General features: G+C 34.4%; 18 protein-coding genes. All 18 read left to right on the forward strand.

Annotated features, from left to right (window positions below; translation table 11 throughout):
• The first annotated feature begins 37 nt into the window (after positions 1 to 37).
• The 18 genes from ACRBBL_RS23370 (at position 38) to ACRBBL_RS23455 (ending at position 18,303) form a co-directional block, all read left to right on the forward strand.
• Positions 38 to 1,114: an SGNH/GDSL hydrolase family protein gene (locus tag ACRBBL_RS23370; protein ID WP_431371519.1), complete on the forward strand. Its 1,077-nt coding sequence runs from the start codon at positions 38 to 40 to the stop codon at positions 1,112 to 1,114.
• A 4-nt stretch (positions 1,115 to 1,118) separates the two neighbouring features.
• Positions 1,119 to 1,268 carry a DUF5989 family protein gene (locus ACRBBL_RS23375; RefSeq protein WP_262498073.1) on the forward strand — a complete coding sequence of 50 codons (150 nt, stop codon included), beginning with the start codon at positions 1,119 to 1,121 and terminating at the stop codon, positions 1,266 to 1,268.
• A gap of 92 nt (positions 1,269 to 1,360) precedes the next feature.
• Positions 1,361 to 1,741: a hypothetical protein gene (locus tag ACRBBL_RS23380; protein WP_431371520.1), complete on the forward strand. Its 381-nt coding sequence runs from the start codon at positions 1,361 to 1,363 to the stop codon at positions 1,739 to 1,741.
• 18 nt (positions 1,742 to 1,759) lie between these two features.
• A complete protein-coding gene (locus tag ACRBBL_RS23385) occupies positions 1,760 to 2,629 on the forward strand; it encodes an ABC transporter permease (protein WP_431371521.1) in 870 nt (289 codons plus the stop codon).
• Positions 2,629 to 3,957: an ABC transporter ATP-binding protein gene (locus ACRBBL_RS23390; RefSeq protein ID WP_431371522.1), complete on the forward strand. Its 1,329-nt coding sequence runs from the start codon at positions 2,629 to 2,631 to the stop codon at positions 3,955 to 3,957. The genes ACRBBL_RS23385 and ACRBBL_RS23390 overlap by 1 nt, the downstream gene beginning before the upstream one ends.
• Positions 3,958 to 3,964: 7 nt before the next feature.
• The gene (locus ACRBBL_RS23395; RefSeq protein ID WP_431371523.1) at positions 3,965 to 4,612 is read left to right on the forward strand and encodes a class I SAM-dependent methyltransferase; all 648 of its coding nucleotides are present in this window, start codon (positions 3,965 to 3,967) and stop codon (positions 4,610 to 4,612) included.
• 1 nt (position 4,613) lies between these two features.
• Positions 4,614 to 5,471 (forward strand): glycosyltransferase, encoded by an 858-nt coding sequence (locus ACRBBL_RS23400; RefSeq protein WP_431371524.1) that lies wholly within the window; start codon positions 4,614 to 4,616, stop codon positions 5,469 to 5,471.
• Positions 5,472 to 6,680 carry a glycosyltransferase gene (locus tag ACRBBL_RS23405; protein ID WP_431371525.1) on the forward strand — a complete coding sequence of 403 codons (1,209 nt, stop codon included), beginning with the start codon at positions 5,472 to 5,474 and terminating at the stop codon, positions 6,678 to 6,680.
• A 273-nt stretch (positions 6,681 to 6,953) separates the two neighbouring features.
• Positions 6,954 to 7,958, forward strand: coding sequence for an N-acetylneuraminate synthase family protein (locus ACRBBL_RS23410; protein WP_431371526.1), 1,005 nt, complete (start codon positions 6,954 to 6,956; stop codon positions 7,956 to 7,958).
• Positions 7,959 to 8,207: 249 nt separating this feature from the next.
• A complete protein-coding gene (gene neuC / locus ACRBBL_RS23415; RefSeq protein ID WP_431371527.1) occupies positions 8,208 to 9,365 on the forward strand; it encodes a UDP-N-acetylglucosamine 2-epimerase in 1,158 nt (385 codons plus the stop codon).
• Between the two features lie 197 nt (positions 9,366 to 9,562).
• The gene (locus ACRBBL_RS23420) at positions 9,563 to 10,261 is read left to right on the forward strand and encodes a cytidylyltransferase domain-containing protein (protein ID WP_431371528.1); all 699 of its coding nucleotides are present in this window, start codon (positions 9,563 to 9,565) and stop codon (positions 10,259 to 10,261) included.
• Positions 10,258 to 11,832, forward strand: a complete 1,575-nt coding sequence (locus ACRBBL_RS23425; protein ID WP_431371529.1) for a hypothetical protein — start codon at positions 10,258 to 10,260, stop codon at positions 11,830 to 11,832. Before ACRBBL_RS23420 ends, ACRBBL_RS23425 begins: the two co-directional genes overlap by 4 nt.
• Complete coding sequence (locus ACRBBL_RS23430; RefSeq protein ID WP_431371530.1) at positions 11,817 to 13,217, forward strand: hypothetical protein; 1,401 nt, start codon at positions 11,817 to 11,819, stop codon at positions 13,215 to 13,217. Before ACRBBL_RS23425 ends, ACRBBL_RS23430 begins: the two co-directional genes overlap by 16 nt.
• A complete protein-coding gene (locus tag ACRBBL_RS23435) occupies positions 13,217 to 14,362 on the forward strand; it encodes a glycosyltransferase family 4 protein (RefSeq protein WP_431371531.1) in 1,146 nt (381 codons plus the stop codon). The genes ACRBBL_RS23430 and ACRBBL_RS23435 overlap by 1 nt, the downstream gene beginning before the upstream one ends.
• Complete coding sequence (locus tag ACRBBL_RS23440) at positions 14,359 to 15,360, forward strand: glycosyltransferase family 2 protein (RefSeq protein WP_431371532.1); 1,002 nt, start codon at positions 14,359 to 14,361, stop codon at positions 15,358 to 15,360. Before ACRBBL_RS23435 ends, ACRBBL_RS23440 begins: the two co-directional genes overlap by 4 nt.
• The gene (locus tag ACRBBL_RS23445) at positions 15,357 to 16,136 is read left to right on the forward strand and encodes an FkbM family methyltransferase (RefSeq protein WP_431371533.1); all 780 of its coding nucleotides are present in this window, start codon (positions 15,357 to 15,359) and stop codon (positions 16,134 to 16,136) included. Before ACRBBL_RS23440 ends, ACRBBL_RS23445 begins: the two co-directional genes overlap by 4 nt.
• Position 16,137: 1 nt before the next feature.
• Positions 16,138 to 17,253 carry a glycosyltransferase family 4 protein gene (locus tag ACRBBL_RS23450; RefSeq protein WP_431371534.1) on the forward strand — a complete coding sequence of 372 codons (1,116 nt, stop codon included), beginning with the start codon at positions 16,138 to 16,140 and terminating at the stop codon, positions 17,251 to 17,253.
• A complete protein-coding gene (locus tag ACRBBL_RS23455) occupies positions 17,254 to 18,303 on the forward strand; it encodes a hypothetical protein (RefSeq protein WP_431371535.1) in 1,050 nt (349 codons plus the stop codon).
• Positions 18,304 to 18,599 lie beyond the last annotated feature (296 nt).

Genomic DNA, 18,599 nt, shown 5'->3' on the forward strand with positions numbered 1-18,599 from the left:
TGTATTATTGGTGCTTATTGTACTGATAGAGATCATCTTGCAGTTTTTTCCGGTGCCAGATCCGTATGAGAATGCTAAAAAGAATATGTTCTATCCGCCGATTGGAAACATGTATATCGAATCGCAATTTGATCCGAATACAAAATTTAAATTTGCTACGGAAGAAGGTTTGTTAGGGTTTGATGCATATAAGGAAAAGACAAACTTTACGGTAAACAATGTTGGTTTTCGCGGTGATGAACTCAAAATGCCAAAACCTGATACTGAATATCGAATTTTTGCTATTGGCGGAAGTTCTACGGAAAGTCTCTATGTAGATGATACTGATGTTTGGACGCAAGTTTTGCAAGAAAACCTCAATCGTGACAATTATCAAAACAAAACGGTAAAAGTATACAACGCAGGAAAATCGGGTGATAATATCCAAGATCATGTTGCTATGTTATCACACAGAATCATACACTTGCAACCAGATGAAGTTATTGTTTTTTGTGGAATCAACGATGTTACACGTTTAATGTTGGATGACAATCCACTAAAATTCAACGTAACTGAAAAAGTAGATGAAGAAGTTAGTTTTGGTAAAATGTTAGGTGTTTTCTTGTATGAATTTCAAATTCCGAGACGTTTATACTACGCGTTCAAAAGTGAAGAAGATGCACTAGAAACTATTGAAATCCAGTCCAATTACAAGAAAAAAGTAAAAAAGACACAAGCGCGACCTGTTGAAAATCAATTACCTACAACCGATTACGGCAATTATGCAAATAAATTAAAAACCTTAATTGGGATTTGTCAGGCGAATGATATAAAGCTTATATTTGCGACGCAAGTAGTAACTTGGGATACGGAAGAAGAAGCTTTGCAAAATTGGCATTGGATGACGTCTCGCGGCGGTATTCGTTACAACGCAAAAATGCTCCAGCAAAAAGTTGATAGCATCAATGATATCACAGTTAATGAAAGTGCAAAACTTTCGATTCCTGTATTCAAAACGGATTCAATCATTCCAAAAACAAGTGCTTATTTGTACGACGATTGCCATTTTAATCCTGCGGGAAACAAAAAAATGGGCGATGAATTAGCAACATTTATAAAGACCTTAAATCAATAAAAATATGGAGTTTTTAAAAGATCTATTCAGATTCTTAAAAGAACGAAAAAAATTCTGGCTTTTGCCAATGATCATTGTTTTACTATTATTAGGAATCATCTTGGTATTAGGTGGCGGATCTGCCATTGCACCATTTATTTATACCTTATTCTAGAATATGAAACTTCCATAACAAGATATCGATACCTAAAAAGGTGATTATATGGAAGCTACATGTGACAAATAAAAAACAATACATACAAACACATGAAAGAAGATAATTCAAAAGTAATATTGGTCATGGTAATAGGTTTTTTACTTATTGCCACATACCTGCATTTTAAAACAGACTATTTAACCGCAGCCAAAGTTTTATTTATTATTGCGTTGAGTGTTGGTGTAGGTTCGTTTATTCCACCGTTAGAAAATCTTATTGTATGGATTTGGGGAAAAATTGCACTAGTTTTAGGATGGATTAATACAAAAATCATCTTATCGGTAGTCTTTTTTATCTTTTTAACGCCATTTGGGATTTTGTCAAGAATCTTCACGAAAAAAAGCGCATTAAAGTTAAAAAATGATTCCAAATCTACTTTTGTTGAACGCAACCATACCTACACAAAAAAAGATTTAGAAAATATTTGGTAACCTAAAACTCAATCCATTTTGGACAAGCCCCAAAAAAATAATACTTGGTTATTTGAAATATCTTCAAAAAGCAATGTACTCGATTTCAAATTCAAAGAAATTTGGCAATACAGAGACTTACTGATGCTTTTTGTACGTCGTGATGTCGTTACATTATACAAACAAACAGTCTTAGGACCTTTGTGGTATCTAATTCAACCTTTGTTAACTTCGGTAATATTTACCTTGGTTTTCAACGGAATTGCCGATATTCAAACAGGAACAGTAAATGCTTTTTTGTTTAACCTTGCGGGAATTACCATTTGGAACTACTTTGCAGAATGTCTCAAAGCGACTTCAGATACCTTCAAGAAAAATGAAAACATCTTCGGAAAAGTCTATTTCCCAAGAGTCATTATGCCGCTATCGATCACGGTTTCTAATTTATTAAAATTCGGAATTCAAATACTCATATTTACTGCATTTTACATATTCTTTGCATCGCAAGGGAAAGCTGGAGATTTATCGCCATTCTTACTATTATTGCCTTTAATCGTACTGATTATGGGATTATTAGGTTTAGGTTTGGGAATGATTATTTCATCAATGGTAACAAAATATCGCGACTTAACATTCTTAGTGCAATTCGGAATTCAACTAATGATGTATGTTTCTGCAGTCATGTATCCGATGGCAATCGTAACAAAAAAATTACCATCGTATGTTTCATGGATCGTAGAATACAATCCGCTAGCGCGTGTTATTGAATCATTCCGTTACATGGTATTTCAACAAGGAGAATTCTCATTACAATATATATTCATCACTTTAGGAATTTCAATCGTAGTATTCCTATTCGGATTGATCATATTCAACAAAACAGAACGTAATTTCATAGACACGGTATAATGCAGGAGAAAGAAGTCATATTACGTGTAGAAAGCCTATCGAAGCAATATCGTTTGGGCGTTATTGGTACAGGAACCATCAGTCATGATTTAAATCGTTGGTGGCATAAAATTCGTGGAAAAGAAGATCCATACTTACGAATTGGTGAACGAAACAAACGAAATTCTGTTGGAAAGTCGAACTATGTTTGGGCAATAAAAAATGTAAGTTTCGATGTGCGTAGAGGAGAAGTACTTGGAATCATTGGAAAAAATGGTGCAGGAAAATCTACTTTATTAAAGATTCTATCAAAAGTAACGATGCCAACTTCGGGAATCATCAAATCGAAAGGTAGAATAGCTTCCTTATTAGAAGTTGGAACAGGATTTCATCCAGAATTAACTGGAAAAGAAAACATCTTCCTAAACGGTGCTATTTTAGGAATGACCAAAGCAGAAATCAAATCGAAATTTGAAGAAATTGTAGAATTTGCGGGAGTGCAACGATATGTTGATACACCTGTAAAACGCTATTCTTCAGGAATGAAAGTACGTTTGGCATTTGCGGTTGCAGCACATTTAGAACCAGAAATATTAGTTGTAGATGAAGTGTTGGCAGTTGGTGATGCGGAATTTCAGAAAAAAGCCATTGGAAAAATGCAAGACATTGCCAAAGGTGAAGGAAGAACGGTTTTATTTGTAAGTCATGATATGGACGCCATTCAAAAATTAACGCAACGTACGGTAGTGTTGGCAGATGGAGAAGTTATTTTTGACGGTGATACAGACAAAGCAATTCAAGCATACTTAAATCAAGGATTAGATACAAAACCCTATCACGAATGGGAAAGTATGGAAAAAGCACCTGGAAACGACTTTGGTCGATTAAAAAGTGCGGCAATTCGTGATGAAAATGGTGATTTGCAAAATCGTTTCAGTGTGCGTGATGATATTTATGTGGATGTTACCTATTGGGATTTAAACACGGAATACAACAATACAGCAATCATTCATGTCGTAAATGAACGTGGACAACGATTATTTGCTTCCAACGAATTCAATGCGCCAGATTGGTTAGAATTTCATGATAAAAAAACAAAAGGAATCGTCACAGCAACCTGTAAAATTCCACGTCATTTCTTGGCAGAAGGACAATTTAGCCTATTAGTTGCAGTTGGAAACTACAATCCTGAAATTATTCATGCAGTAGAAGACAGCTTACTAAGTTTTGAAATATTTGATGATACAACTGGCGATGGCGTTCGCGGACCGTACGCAGGAAAATGGCCAGGAATTATGCGTCCAATGCTATCGTGGAAGATAAAAAAAGAACCTTTAGACTCAAAATAACCCAAAAATGAATCAAGCCTACATAAAACTTCGAAAAGACATCATTGCGTTGATTGAAGGTGAAAACCTAAAAGTCTTAGATGTTGGTTGTTCCAATGGAATCAACGGAAAATGGCTGCTCGATCAAGGAATGGCAACAGAAGTTATTGGTATAGAAACGCATAAAGAATCGGTTGTAAACGCAAAACAAAACATCACGAAAGTGATTGAAAAAAGTGTTGAAGACGAAGCATTATTGGAAAGTCTAAAAGGAGAAGAATTTGATTATATCATTCTAGGTGATGTTTTGGAGCATTTGATTGATCCGTGGCATGTGCTTTCATCTTTAGAAAAATCATTGAAATCATCAGGAAAAATGATCATTTCATTGCCAAACGTACAACACTTAGAAACCATAAAACATTTAGTGTTCAAAGGAAAATTTCCGTACGAACCAAGTGGATTATACGACAAAACACACATGCGTTGGTTTACGCTCAAAAATATAGAAGAATTAGTGGATCAATCGGATATGAAAATTGAAAAATTAACGCGTGTCATGCGATACAGTGCATACAAAGGCGGATTTCCATTCATTCCAAGAGTTTTCAAGAAATTGGGATTATTCAAAAACTTCTTTACATTTCAGTATGTATTTCGCTGTGTAAAAAAATAACATGCTATTTTCTGCCGTCATATTATCAAACACTAAAAGTCAGTCCATTTTCGACATGACGCTGCATTGTATTGAAAGTATGATAGAAGCTGAAAAAGAAAATTCAAACATCAAATTTGAAGTGCTTTTAATAGAAAGCAACAAGCAAATTCACGATTCTCCATTCAAGTTTCCAGAAAATGTAAAAGTGATTATTCCTACGGAAGATTTCAACTTTCATGCGTTCCTAAACATAGGAATCAAAGCGGCTACAGGAGAATTTGTTGGTTTATTCAACAATGATTTGATCTTTAAAAAAGATTGGTTTACAGAGATTCTAAAAGTAAAACAACAACATCCAAAAGTGCAATCGTTTTGTCCTGTGGATTATGATGCTAAATTTACGCCGAAGTCTTTTTTTGAAGGAAACCCATATTTATTTGGCTACAAAGTGCGTCGTCATATAGTTGGTTGGTGTATTATAGCAGAAAAATCAATGTTTGATAAAACAGGTTTATTAGACGAACGTTTTAGCTTTTTCTATGCCGATGATGAATACAGTTTACTATTGCAGAAATATGGTAAAAAGCACGTCGTTGTAGCAAATTCGGAAGTTTCACATCTTGAAAGTAAAGTTTCCAAAGAGCTAGAAAAAAAGAAAAGCGCGTTCTTTGATGATGTTGTAATTCCTGAAAAGGACATTCCAAAATACATATTCACGGAACAAAATCGTTGGATGTTGGAGCGTAAAAAATTATTGCAAGGACATATCATCTTTCATAAAAAATGGGGAAGTCCTAAAACGGTGGCGATAAAATCAAAAATTGGACGTACTTTCATAAAAAACGGATTGGGTTTTTTGAACAAATATTTCATGTAGATGAATGTACTTTTTTTAGTAAATAACACCAAAATATCTCCAAACGCTAATGGCGGAGCATCTGTGTATTTTAGTCATATGCAATTGCTTGCGAAACTAAACTACAATGTTCATGTATTAATGGTAGATTTTTCGGATAAACAAAAGGCAAGACTTTCGTCAGGTGTAAACGCTGAGTATATTCAAGAAATTACAGGATTTTATTCGGAAATAAAGCACTTTCAAGTCGCGCAAATTCATCCGAAAGGAATTGTTGATCGTATCAAAACGGCAATTTCGGCACCTGAAAAGTTTGAATACTTCTTTGTGAATTCAGCTAATGAAAAAGTAATTAAACAATACATTTCAGAAAACAAGATTGATCTCGTTTGGGCGGAATGGCGTTGGACGGCAATTTTAGCGAACTATTCAAATCTAGATATTCCAATCATTTATGCACATCACGATTGGGAATTTAAGTTACGAAAGTTAAAAAGCAAGCTGTCGTTTCTGCAAAAATTCCATTTAAAACAAAAGAAAAGAGTAGAGTTGGACTTGGTTAAACGTGTTTCAGGTTGTGTTTCGGCCTCGTTCACAGAAACGCAAGAAATCATACAATACGGAAATCAAAACGCAGTCTACATTCCATTGACCTATAAAAAGGTTGAACTAACTGAAAATAGCTCAAAAACACCATCAATCGTCCATTTAGGCGGAATGGGAACAACGGCAAATCGCATCGGATTAGAACGATTTTTAGAAGTCTGTTGGAATGATCTCAAAGAAAAAATACCAAACGTCACACTCAAAGTCATAGGAAACTTAAAATATGCTTCCGAGTCTTTAAAAAATCGCTTGGAAGATCAGCAAATAGAATGTTTAGGTTTTGTAGAAGACTTAAAACCATTGCTAAAACCGTATGACATTCACATCATTCCGTGGGAATACAACACGGGAACACGCACACGAATTCCGTTGGTTTTCAATCATTCGCAAGTTTTGGTGTGTACAAAAGCGGCAGCAAGTTGTTATCCAGAAGTCGTTCACAGTCAAAATAGTGTCTTAGTCGACAATTTGCATGACATGACAGCACAATTGATAGATTTGTATAACAACAGAGAAAAGCGGATATTTATAGGCGATAACGCTCGAAAAACGTTCTTACAAAGCTTTACAGCGGAACAACAATTAAGTAAGTTGAAATCGTTTGTTGAGTCTTTAAAATTATAAATGTTGAATGCTGAATTTTAAATTATAAATAACACAAATGTCAGTTCGAGTGATTTTACATTGAGTAAAAACGAAATGAAAAATAGTATCGAGAACAGTTTTGAAGTTACATTTGTAATTACGTTTCGCAGTAGTTCTCGATAGTTCTACTGAGCTTGCCGAAGTACAAATTTGCTTTGCAAATTCACTCGAACTGACGTTAAAAGCAAAACGAATAATCAAAAAGACAGATAACCAAAGACCTAAGACCCAACAACCAAAGACCAATAAAAAATGAAACAAACCTACATCATAGCAGAAATCGCACAAGCACACGACGGAAGTCTAGGAATGGCGCATGCGTATATTGATGCTGTGGCAAAAACGGGTGCAAACGCTATTAAATTTCAAACGCATATCGCTGTGGCGGAAAGTAGCATTCACGAACCTTTTAGAGTAAAATTCTCAAAGCAAGATGCAACGCGTTATGAATACTGGCAACGTATGGAGTTCTCATTACCGCAATGGAAAGAACTCAAAGCGCACTGTGATGAAGTTGATCTAGATTTCCTTTCCTCTCCATTCAGTAATGCTGCTGTAGATTTGTTGGAAGAAGTAGGTGTGTCGTGTTACAAAGTTGGTTCTGGGGAAGTAAACAACTTTCTATTGCTAGAAAAAATAGCTAAAACAGGAAAACCAATCATCATTTCGTCGGGAATGAGTTCGTTTGCAGAATTAGATGAAACAGTCGCTTTTCTCAAAGAAAAAAACTGTGAATTCTCCATATTGCAATGTACAACCTCGTATCCAACAGCGCCAAAACAATTTGGATTAAACGTAATTCAAGAATTAAAAGAAAGATATCAAGTCAAAATTGGATTCTCCGATCATTCATCAGGAATAGAAGCGGGAATTGCAGCTGCGACACTTGGTGCAGAAATCTTGGAATTTCATGTAGTATTTGACAAAGAAATGTTTGGACCAGATGCAAAATCATCACTCACATTTCCAGAAACAACAAAACTAGTCAGCGCAGTCAGAAACATTGATGAAGCGTTGAATCATCCAATAGACAAAAAAGACAACTCACAATATTCAGAATTAAAGCAAATCTTTGAAAAATCGTTAGCAATCAACAAAGATTTACCAAAAGGACATGTGTTGACTTTTAATGATTTAGAAGCTAAAAAACCTAAGAATTACGGAATATTGGCTTCAAAATTCCAAGAAGTCATTGGGAAAACGTTGGTAAATGATATGAAACAGTGGGATTTTTTGAATGAAGAGGATATTGTTTGAATCTATTAATTTTAAATGTTGAATGCTAAATTTTAAATTAATAAGTAACGCAAACGTCAGTTCGAGTGAATTTGCAGAGCAAATTTGTATCGAGAACAGCTATGATATAAAAAACGTTTTGATTTCAAAGTAGTTCTCGATACTAAATTCTTTCAGAATTTCACTCGAACTGACGTTGAGCGTAAAACGAATAAAATAAAGGTAAATCAATAGAAAGCCAGAAGCTAACAGCTAAAAGCAGAATAACAAATGAACAAACGAAAAATATGTGCCGTAGTTACCGCACGACCATCATACAGTAGAATCAAAACTGCGCTCAAAGCAATTCAAGAGCATCCAGACTTAGAGTTGCAATTAGTTGTAGCAGGTTCTGCGTTATTAGGTCGTTACGGAAACGCGGTCAATGTGATTGAAAATGATGGTTTTAAGATCAATGAAAAGGTATTTATGGTCTTGGAAGGAGAAAATCCAACGGCGATGGCAAAAACCACAGGTTTAGGAGTTATGGAGCTTTCAAACGTATTCTACAATCTAAAACCAGACGCGGTAATTACGATTGCCGATCGATTTGAAACCATTGCAACAAGTATTGCAGCGGCGTATCAGAACATTCCGTTAGTGCATATTCAAGGTGGAGAAGTTACGGGGAATATTGATGAAAAAGTACGTCATGCAAACACGAAATTAGCTGATTTACATTTAGTCGCTTCCGAAGATGCAAAAGATCGTGTCATAAAATTAGGTGAAGATCCAGCGTATGTCATCAATACAGGTTGTCCGTCGATTGACATTGCAAAAGAAGTGTTAGATACGGCAGATTATGAATTTGATCCAATCAAAAAATATGGTGGAGTTGGAGCTGATTTAGACCTTTCTAACGGCTATTTAGTAGTAATGCAGCATCCAGAGACCAATCGTTATAAATCGGCGAGAGAAGATGTATTATGTACCTTAAAAGCTATTCACGAGCTTAACATTCCGACGTTTTGGTTTTGGCCAAACGTAGATGCAGGTTCAGACGGAACTTCAAATGGAATTCGCTATTACAGAGAAAATTTCAATCCAGACAACATTCGTTTCTTCAAAAACATGGAACCGAACGACTTTTTACACTTGCTAAAAAATAGTGATTGTTTGGTAGGAAATTCGAGTGTGGGAATACGTGAATGCTCGTTTATTGGTGTCCCAACGGTAAATATCGGAACGCGTCAAAATCGTCGTCAACGTGGTAAAAACGTAGTTGATGCTGAATATGACAAGGAATCAATAAAAGCAGCGATTCAAGAACGAATTGATAAAAAAGGAATACTTTCGGAGCATATCTATGGAAATGGAAACTCTGGAAAACAAATCGCAGAAGCATTGGCGAACACTGAGTTAATCGCGCATAAAACAATTATGTACTAACTCAATGTTGAATATTAAAGCATAAATAATGCAAACGTCAGTTCGAGTGAAATTCTGTCACATTGAGCGGAGTCGAAATGAAAGAATTTTTAGTATTGTAGCTGTTCTCGATACAAATTTGCTTTGCAAATTCACTCGAACTGACGTCTTGCAAGCAAAAAAATATTTTCGAATAACGAATAACGAATAAACAAAAAATGAACATTCTAGCAGTCATACCAGCAAGAGGTGGAAGCAAAGGTGTTCCAGGGAAAAACAAAAAACTACTCCATGGAAAGCCTTTAATTCAATACAGTATTGATGCTGCATTGCAATCTAAGCACATATCGGAAGTTGTGGTAACGACTGATGATGATGAAATTATTGCTATTGCGAAATCGCTTGGTGCGAATGTACCTTTTGTGCGACCAAAACACTTAGCGGAAGATACAACACCAACGCTGCCAGTTATTCAGCACGCAGTTTCACATTTTGAAGCTGAAGGAAAACAGTTTGATGCAATTTGTTTATTACAACCAACAAGTCCATTTAGACCAAAAGGATTTTTAGACAAAGCGTTGGAAACCTTTCAGGAAAAACAAACAGATTCTTTGGTATCTGTCTTAGAAGTTCCACATCAATACAATCCACATTGGACGTTTGAAGCCAATGATAATGGAGTTTTGCAGATTGCAACAGGCGAACAAAACATCATTCCAAGACGACAAGAGTTGCCAAAAGCCTATCACAGAGATGGAAGTGTTTATATCACCAAAACGAATGTATTAATGCATGAAGACTCGCTTTACGGAAACTCTGTTGCTTATATTGTTTCTGATGAGAGATTTTATGTAAACATTGATACGATAGAAGACTGGGAAAAAGCAACAGAACTAGCAAAAACGATTACACTTTGAAACTTGAAAAACATAGCATAACGAACTTTCATATTTCTTTTGATAAGAATGGATTTGATGTGCAATTATTCAAAGCAGCAAGCAGAGGAAGTAATTTGTATACTTTTAGCAGTGAATTGTTTGAAATTGTATGGTATTCATCAGATCATGATGAAGAAAAAATATTGAGTTTTATTAAAAACCTACATGATGATTCATACAAAACTTTAGAAAATACGTATAATGACTTAGGTGGTGTTTTTGAAGTTTTTATTTATGATAAAAAAAATTATAAATTATTAATTATAAATGATTTATATGGTGTTAATGGAAGTTTTTGTTTAACTAATAAAAAGCAACTAAAATTCTTCTTGAACTTTCAGAATTTCATCGAAATGCAAGTTCCATTACAATTTGATGAAGTTGGTGTACAAGCGCATTTTGCATTCGGTTATCAAGTGAAACCATTTTCATTACCATACAAAGGAATTTCAAGAATAGAAGGTGGAAACCTGCATATTTTTGATTCAAATTTAGATCATGCTACTAAGAAACTACCAATCAAATTTTCAACAGAAGAACCATCATTTTCATTAAAAGATGCAACAAGATCTACTGGGAAACTATTTTTTGGTGCTACTGCAGGAAAAGATAGTTTGGCATTATTAAGTCAAGTTTCAACAGGAGATTTACATATTAAAACAGGAAATTTTGGAAATGTATATGCCGCAGATGTAATTCAAGGAAAGGAAATTGCTGTGAAATTGGATGTTTCGTATGAGCATACAACGCTATGTGATGAAAATGAATTTGAACACTACGCTACAGAAATCGCCAATGTTTCTGGTGGGTTGGGAACAATTTCCTATGTTGACATGCTCAAGTTTGTCGATCAAGGAATTCCAAATGATTACAGTTATGTTATGGGAGAAGCTGGTGAATGTGTACGCATGTTCTTTCCAGAAAATTCAAATCTCGCGAAAGCGATGCACAACTATTTAACACCTAAAGAATTTTTAGAAAACTCATTTTCAGTAGATTATCAAGAATTTGTAAAAGCATATCCCGAAAATATTTCAACTGAAATTACCAAAAATTACAAAGGAGATTCAAATGCTGAAATTCTAGTCAATTTTTACAGAAAAGGACGTTTGCCTGGTAATTTTGGCAACAGACACAAGTTATTATCTGCGTATCGAAACAAAATAACACCATTTTTACACGAAGATTTCATCAAACAAACACATAATTTGCCTTATAAACGGTATGAACACGATCAAATTCATGAGCAAATTATCTATGAATCCAATCAAGATTTATTACACTTTTTCAGGAATCCAATCAAATCAGATGTGTCCGTTCAAGACTGGAATCATCGTATTTCCAACGAAATAGGAGTAAAGCTTTATGAGCTTTTAAAAAAACATATTGATGCCTTAAAAACCGTATTTGATACTAAGAAAGTACTGGCTTTGGCAAAAAAGCAACAAAAAAGTCCGAATAGAGGCGTTTATTTTCTTTTCAGAATCGTTTCAATGGCTATATTTGTCGACAATATCAATAACGCTGTTGCCCCATGCGAAAAAAGATAATTTCCATATTTGTGGGATACCAAAGTTTTGAAAATCATTACGCAAGTGATTTCTTTGAAACTCCCGAAAACATTGACATGTTGCTTTGGCATAACGTGAAGTCTTCTGCATTAGAAAAATTACCAAAAGACATTCAAACACAACAACTTCCCGCATTTGATTACAAAGGAAAAACAGATTTTTTACGCTATCTAAAAGCAAAATCTACCTTGCGTTACAATGATAAAACGCAAGCTTCTAAAAAACACCTTTTATACAGAGTCGCACCTGGAAAGAGTAATTTAAAGAAAAAGCTAAAATTTGGATTAATCAGTTTGTTGTCAAACTTCTATGCTTCCAAAAAAGGAATTCAAAAACTAGAAAATTCTTTCTTTAAACAAACACGTAAATCAAGCTATTATCAAGCGTGTTTGGCATATTTAAAAGAAAACAGACCAGATTTAATATATTGTTCTCACCAAGTATCAAGTTTGTCGCTAGCGCCTGTATTGGCAGCGCGTGACTTGGGAATTACTGTGGTAAGTTTTATACATTCTTGGGACAATCTTCCGAAAGGAAATAAAATGCTAAAAGCAGATCATTACTTCGTTTGGAGCGATTATATGAAGACAGAAATGCAAGATTATTATCCAGAAGAAGTCAAACAAAACAATATTACAGTTACGGGAACGCCGCAATTTGCTTGTTATACGAAACCTGAATATTTAATTCCAAAGGAGTTATTTTACAAAGCATACAATTTACCAACGGATAAAAAAATACTCTGTTTTTCAGGAAATTTCACTTCTATCGGAATGGATGATCCGTTGTATTTAAGGGATTTGGCTGAAGTTGTTAAAAAACATAATCAAACGAATTCAGAGCAATATCATGTTGTTTTACGTGCCAATCCAGCAGATTACAATCAAGGATTCATTCCAATTTTAGCAAAATACAAAGATGTTATTACGGAAGTTATTCCAACATGGAATCAAGTTGAGTTTCCATTGCCTGAAAATTATACGGTCAATTCGAATTTAGGCGTTTTATACAGTACGCTGTATTACAGTAGCGCAATTTTTAATATTGGTTCAACAATGGCACTTGATGCAATATTGCTAGGAAAACCAGCATTTTACTGTTATTATAAACAAGCCAATGGACACAAAGATTTTGACATTGACCGATTGTATCAATTTGTGCATTTCAAGACTTTTAATGCACATCCAAAGGCAGTTCATATGTTGCGAAAATCATCGGAATTAACTAAAATTTTACACAATTTTGATACTTTAGAACAACAAAATCATGACGAACGAGCGGCTTGGGCAAAAAGTATTGCTAAACATCCGTTAAATGAAGTCCGAGATAGAATGTATCACGCTTTTCAAAACCTATTGAGCTAATGCATATTGCGTTCTTACTTCCTGAATATCCACATAAAAAACTTCCGAAATCTGCGGGAATAGGGACAAGTACGAAAAATTTACTAAAAGCGTTAGTAGACAAAGGCTTGAAAATTACTGTCTTTACGTATTTTCAAGATGTACAAGAAGTATTTAAAGATGGTGAAATAACCATTCATAAAATAAAACTTCGAAAATATCCTGCATTGACATGGAAGTTGAATGAAGGAATCATCAATAAATACATCAATAAAATCATTAAAAAAGACAAGATTGATGTAATTGAAGTAGTTGATTGGACAGGAATTTCGGCAAATATGAACTTTCGCATTCCGCAAGTGATGCGTTTGCACGGAAGTGATACGTTTTTCTGTCATTTAGAAGGTAGAGAAATAAAGCAAGCGAATTTTAACCGTGAACAAAAAGCATTTCAAAAAGCAGATAAAATCATTGCTGTAAGTGAGTTTGTCGCAGAAAAAACAAATTCATTGTTTGCTTTAAATAAAGAGATTACGGTGATTCCGAATGGAATTTATATAGATGATTTTCAACCGAATACAGTTAAGAAAGTAGATGGAACAATTCTCTATTTTGGAACCTTAATCAGAAAAAAAGGAATTCTCGAATTAGCATATATTTTTAATGAATTGATTCAGAAAAATAGCAATTGTCAGCTATTATTAGTCGGAAATGATGCAAAAGATGCGAAAGAACAGCGTTCGACTTGGGAAATTTTTCAAGAGAAACTTTCTGCGGAAGCGTCAAAAAAAGTAAACTATCTTGGAGTGGTAGATTACGATCGCATGAAAGAACTGATTAATGAAGCAAGTGTTTGTGTATTTCCTTCCTTGGCGGAATCGTTCGGAATGGTGACAATAGAAGCAATGGCGCTAGAAAAACCGTTTGTAAATACAGATTATCCTTGGGCAAAAGAAATTGTAGAAGATGGAGAAACAGGCTTTTTGGTCAATCCGAAATCACATACTGAATTTGCAGAAAAGATCAATGTATTATTGACAGATGCTGAATTGGCTTCAAACATGGCAAAAAAAGGAAGAACAACAGCAATCAAACGATTTGATATTGTAAAAATTGCAATACAAAATATAACAGTTTATAACTCATTAGTAGGAGCGAAGTCATGAAATTTGCACTCATCATTTGTACATACATGCGCCCAAAACCATTGCAAACACTACTGCAATCGGTTACGGAACAAAGCTTGTATCCAGATGAAATATTGATTGTAGATGGTTCTCGAAATAAAGAAACTGAGCAAATGCTAAACCAAAACTCGTTCAAAAATCTCAAGTATTTTAAAGTTGATGATTCAGAACGCGGCTTGACAAAACAACGAAATTTCGGAATTAGAAATGTATCTAAGACAAGCGAAATTGTCTGTTTTTTAGATGATGACACAATTTTAGATACAAACTACTTTCAAAACTTACTAGAAACCTATAAAACCTATCCAAATGCGTTAGGAGTTGGTGGTTATATTACGAACGAAATCAGTTGGACAAAAATTACAGATGACGTAAAACCTAGCGGAAATTCTTTTGTGTATGATGGCTGGTTTCGAAACGAATCACAACGCTATAGACTGCGAAAAAAGCTAGGTTTACTGGATGATACAAAACCGTGTATTATGCCAATGTTTGCACATGGTAGAGCTGTCGGATTTTTGCCGCCATCAGGAAATACATATCCAGTGGAAGTCTTTATGGGTGGAGTTTCATCGTTTAAAAATGAAATATTTAAGCAAATCAATTTTTCAACTTATTTTGATGGATACGGTTTGTATGAAGACACTGATTTTACCTTACGTGTTTCTAAATTTGGACAATTATACGTGAATACTTCAGCGCAATTGGAACATCATCACGATGCTTCTGGTCGCCCAAATCAATACAATTATGGAAAAATGGTCGTCAAAAATGGTTGGTATGTTTGGCGCGTTAAATATCCGAAACCAACATTAAAAGCGAGAATAAAATGGAATGTTACCACTTTGTTCTTGGCATTTCTCAGATTTACAAATATATTTACCCAACCTAAAAAAAAGGAAGCCTTTACAGAATCACTTGGCAGAATTGTCGCTTGGTTCGCATTATGGTTTCAAAAACCCCAAATTGAAAGATGAGTTTTCTCAAAAATATATACAAACTATTGCCTTCCAAAGGTTTGAAAGAATCACTCAAAGAAGTGTATTTCAATCAAATTCGAAAGGAAAAATTCAAACGTAAAAACGGCAATTATAGCACTACTTTTGGAGGAAATGTAGAAGTTGCAACAAAACTTCCAATGTATTACGTTGTCAAGGATATAAATAGATACGAGACGTTTTACACCGTAAAAAAAGACGATGTTGTGATTGATGCTGGTGCAAATCATGCCTATTTATCAATTTACTATGGAAAAAAAGTTGGTTCAGCAGGAAAAGTATTTGCGTTTGAACCAGATAAAATAAACGTTGCAGAAATGGAAGCGAATATTGCACTGAATGCTGGTGTGGAAAATATTCAAATTCAAGAAGAACTCATCTGGAATGAAAATACGAAATTAGAATTCTTTGAAGCTGGAACAGTTTCTTCTTCTATTCATTACAAACCTGAAAATGCCAAAGCCATTTTAAAAGATGCGATAACAATTGATTCTTTCCAAAAAAGAGAGCAACTAGAGCGTTTAGACTTTGTCAAAATGGACATTGAAGGAGCCGAAATTGAAGCCATGGATGGATTGGTTGAAGTTTTAGAAAAATTCAAACCAAACTTTGCAATCGCTAGTTATCATTGGGTAAACGAAGAACAGACGTATAAAAAAGTAGAAGCATTTTTTAAGGAAAAAAACTATCCGTATAAAACCGTTTTTTATAAAGATGGTGAAGTCATAACCTTTGCGGGAAATAGCGTTGTCTAACATGAACTTTCTAATCATTACACACGTTTTACATGCCAAAAAACAGGCAGAATATCTTGCGTACGCGCCGTATGTAAAGGAAATGAACTTGTGGTTAAAGTATGTAGATAAAGTTACGATAGTAGCGCCATTACTGGCAGATAAGGAAATTCGCCCGATTGATATTGCGTATCAACATAAGAATATTGATTTCAGATCGATTCCTGCGTTTGACTTATTAACGTTGAAATCGAAATTGAAAACCTTGTTGGTATTGCCAATCATCTTTTTTAAAATTATTGGAGCGATGCGAAAAGCAGACCATATTCATTTGCGTTGTCCTGGAAACATTGGATTGATTGGTTGTGTTGCACAAATTTTCTTTCCATCAAAAACGAAAACGGCAAAATATGCTGGAAATTGGGATCCGAAGAGTAAGCAACCGCTAAGTTACCGATTGCAGAAACGAATATTATCCAATACATTTTTAACCAAAAAAATGAATGTTTTGGTCTATGGCGATTGGAAAAATCAAACAAAAAATATAAAATCGTTTTTTACGGCGACTTATCGAGATAATGATAAAGGCGAAATTTTAAAACGTACTTTTAATGATACAATTCAGTTTAGTTTTGTAGGTTCATTATCGCCTGGAAAGCGCCCGTTATTAACAATTCAGATTGTAGAAGAATTACGAAAACGTAAGTATAATGTATCTTTAGATGTGTATGGTGACGGCGCAAAGCGAAAGGAATTGGAAGATTATTTAGAAGAAAACAACCTAAATGAATACATAACTTTGCATGGAAATGTGGCTGCTGAACAAGTAAAAGAAGTTCATAAAAATGCACATTTCATGATGTTACCATCCAAATCAGAAGGTTGGCCAAAAGTGGTTGCAGAAGCGATGTTTTGGGGAAGTTTGCCAATCGTTACTAAAATTTCTTGTGTTCCTTACATGTTAGATCATGGAAATCGTGGTATTTTGATTGAACCAACTGTTTCAAATGCAGTTGTAGAAATTGAAAAAGTATTACAATCAGACGAAGTTTATCAAGAAAAAGTAGCCAAAGCGATTGAATGGAGTCGAATTTATACGCTTGATACTTTTGAAAACGAACTAAAATCATTGCTCTAAATGTTGAATGTTTACACAGATAAAAAATTCATAGAGAAGCATCCAAAAGGAGAGAAATTTCCATTGATATATGCGTTGCTGTTTGATGAGCGAGATGAATTTCCAGAAGTCAAAAACTACTATCAATTAGTTGATGCTATTGATGAAGCCGAAATAGCATTTTTACCATTTTCATGGAATTATTACTTAAATAAAGACTTGCAAGCAGAAGCAGAACATTTTATTAATGAATGTCATGCAAAGAATTTAAAAGTACTCACATATATATCAGGAGATCAAGGTGTAATGCCTACAAATAAAGACGTATACGTTTTTAGAAATAGTGGTTACAAAAGTAAAAAACTTAGAAATCAAATATCGTTTCCAGCATTTTTTAAAGATCCGTTGATGCATTATATCAAAGAAGAAAATCATCAAGTACGTGTAAAAGCTGCAAAACCTGTGATTGGATTTGTGGGACAAGCAACACCAAACTTATTGAAAGCTTCGAAAGATATAGGTTTGATTATGTATAGAAATTTAAAATTTCATTTAGGAAAAACACGTTTAGAGCCGCAGCAATGGTTTGCCGCGCCGTTTATGCGTTATAAATATTTGAAACGATTAGAGAAAAACTCTAACATAGAAACCAATATAATTTACAGAGAACGCTATCGAGCTGGCGTGCGAAAAAATCGTTCTGTAGATAAAACAACATACGAGTTTTACGAAAACATAAACGATTCCGATTATATATTTAATTTACGTGGTGCAGGAAATTTTTCAGTACGTTTTTATCAGACCTTAGCCATGGGAAGAATTCCTGTGTTGGTTGATACCGATTGTTTGTTGCCACTAGAAGGAATCATTGATTGGACGCACCATTGCATTCGAATTCCGCAAGGAACAGCACATGAAATGGAACAACGATTGTTAGAATTTCATAAAAACCTAACACAAGAAAAATTTGAAGAAATTCAAAAAGCAAACAGAAAGCTCTGGGAAGAGTATTTAACCCTGACAACTTTTTTTGCTAGGATTCATGATTTGTTGAAGGAAGGTAAGTTGTAAGGTTGTTTTGAGCTATTTAGTATTGAGAAGTTTCAAAGTATATTTAAAATTATCTAAAAAGAATTTAGTACCAAGAACAGCTTTGAATTCAAATATATCTCGACTGCGCTCGATATGACAGCAAGGATTATAAATGAAGAAATATTTTTAATAAGTTACTAGAAATAAATCACAAATGAACAAATTGACAATGAAGTTAAAATGTTAAATTATAAATGTTGAATTTTAAATTGAAAACTGTACTTCCTAATACCCAATACCCAATACCCAATACCCAATACCCAACACCCAACACC

The organism is Kordia sp. (genome assembly GCF_050633145.1).
GTDB lineage: Bacteria > Bacteroidota > Bacteroidia > Flavobacteriales > Flavobacteriaceae > Kordia.